Here is a 1,882-nt window from a genome sequence, read left to right as displayed (position 1 = left end):
GCTCGCGAAAGCGGTCTGACAGGCACTGCATCAACGACTGCGAGATTGCTTTCGCGAGCAGGCTCGCTCCCACAGGGGATCTGTGCAGTTCTCAGGATTTTGCTTTATCGAATCACCAGACCGGGCCTCAACCCCCGATCTGCAATCACTTGAATAGCCGCCGCCGCTCCGGCAGGCTGGCACGATTAACGACCCTCAACCGGGAGAGACACACACAATGGCACTTATCAGCATGCGCCAGATGCTGGACCACGCAGCCGAGTTCGGCTACGGCGTTCCAGCCTTCAACGTCAACAACCTTGAGCAGATGCGCGCCATCATGGAAGCCGCTGACAAGACTGACTCCCCGGTGATCGTCCAGGCTTCGGCCGGCGCTCGCAAATACGCCGGCGCGCCATTCCTGCGTCACCTGATCCTGGCCGCGATCGAAGAGTTCCCGCACATCCCGGTGTGCATGCACCAGGACCACGGCACCAGCCCTGACGTCTGCCAGCGCTCGATTCAACTGGGCTTCAGCTCGGTGATGATGGACGGCTCCCTCGGCGAAGACGGCAAGACGCCGACCGACTACGAATACAACGTCCGCGTGACCCAACAAACCGTCGCCATGGCTCACGCCTGCGGCGTTTCGGTTGAAGGCGAGCTGGGCTGCCTGGGTTCGCTGGAAACCGGCATGGCCGGTGAAGAAGACGGCATCGGCGCTGAAGGCGTTCTGGATCACAGCCAGATGCTGACCGACCCGGAAGAAGCCGCTGACTTCGTCAAGAAGACTCAGGTCGATGCCCTGGCCATCGCCATCGGCACCAGCCACGGCGCCTACAAGTTCACCAAGCCACCTACCGGTGACGTACTGGCGATCGACCGCATCAAGGAAATCCACAAGCGCATCCCGAACACCCACCTGGTGATGCACGGTTCCTCGTCGGTTCCGCAGGAGTGGCTGGCGATCATCAACCAGTACGGCGGCGACATCAAAGAAACCTACGGCGTACCGGTTGAAGAAATCGTCGAAGGCATCAAGTACGGCGTGCGCAAGGTCAACATCGACACCGACCTGCGTCTGGCGTCCACCGGCGCCATGCGTCGTCTGATGGCCACCAACCCGAGCGAATTCGACCCGCGTAAATTCTTCGGCGCGACCGTGACGGCAATGCGTGATGTGTGCATCGCTCGTTATGAAGCGTTTGGCACTGCCGGTAATGCTTCGAAGATCAAGCCGATCTCGCTGGAAGCGATGTTCCAGCGGTATTTGAAGGGTGAGTTGAACGCGAAGGTTAACTAAGCCTTAGCTTTGAACCGCTGATACAAGAAACCCGCCGTAAGGCGGGTTTTTTGTGGGCTGCAATATCTGCGTGCAGTGTAACTATCCAAAAGTCAGAGCAAATGGCGCTGCTGATTGCTTGATGGCAGTGAACACGTGAGGCGCCTGTTCCCGATACTGAGAATGGCGCTTGAGCACCTTCTCAACAGAGATGAGCAACTTCTGAATGCGCTCGCTGGGCTTCTCGATTTCACAGGTATGAGCAAACTCCAGCAATCCTTGTCGTGAAGCGAACATTGACTTGTTACCCGCCAGATCCAGCGCCAAAACATCTTCCGGGATATAGGCCGTGGTATTGACGATGTCATAAGCCGGAGCCAAGCGTGCATCCCGTTGCGTCGGTTCGGAATAGAGCAAGCCGAAATTCTTCAAATGAGCGTCGCCATTTCCGACGATGCAACTCAGGGCAACGCTATCGAAGAGTTGATCGAGGGACGTGCGCAAATGTATCGCCGGACAAAATACTCGAACTGCCTTCGCGATGGCTGCATAACTTTTGCTGTACTTCTGAGTGGCCGACAGCCCCATCAACACGGCCATGTCTTCAAAACCGAATCGGGG

The 1,882-nt window shown here is 57.5% G+C and carries 2 protein-coding genes; one reads left to right on the top strand and one right to left on the bottom strand.

Translation table 11 applies throughout. The features are described 5' to 3' along the window. Window positions 1–217 precede the first annotated feature (217 nt). Window positions 218–1,282, top strand: a complete 1,065-nt coding sequence (gene fba / locus HT737_RS13310) for a class II fructose-bisphosphate aldolase (protein ID WP_003229012.1) — start codon at window positions 218–220, stop codon at window positions 1,280–1,282. A gap of 81 nt (window positions 1,283–1,363) precedes the next feature. Here fba and HT737_RS13305 read toward each other — a convergent pair. Beyond that, window positions 1,364–1,882: HipA domain-containing protein (locus HT737_RS13305; protein WP_182402813.1), on the bottom strand; the 519-nt coding region annotated here is incomplete at its 5' end.

This window comes from Pseudomonas sp. MD195_PC81_125 (genome assembly GCF_014060985.1).
In the GTDB taxonomy this organism is placed as follows: domain Bacteria; phylum Pseudomonadota; class Gammaproteobacteria; order Pseudomonadales; family Pseudomonadaceae; genus Aquipseudomonas; species Aquipseudomonas parakoreensis.
This window is presented reverse-complemented; position numbering and strand designations above follow the sequence as displayed.

Coding starts and splice junctions, on each gene's coding strand:
- fba (WP_003229012.1), top strand. CDS start 218: ATGGCACTTATCAGCATGCGCCAGATGCTGGACCACGCAGCCGAGTTC.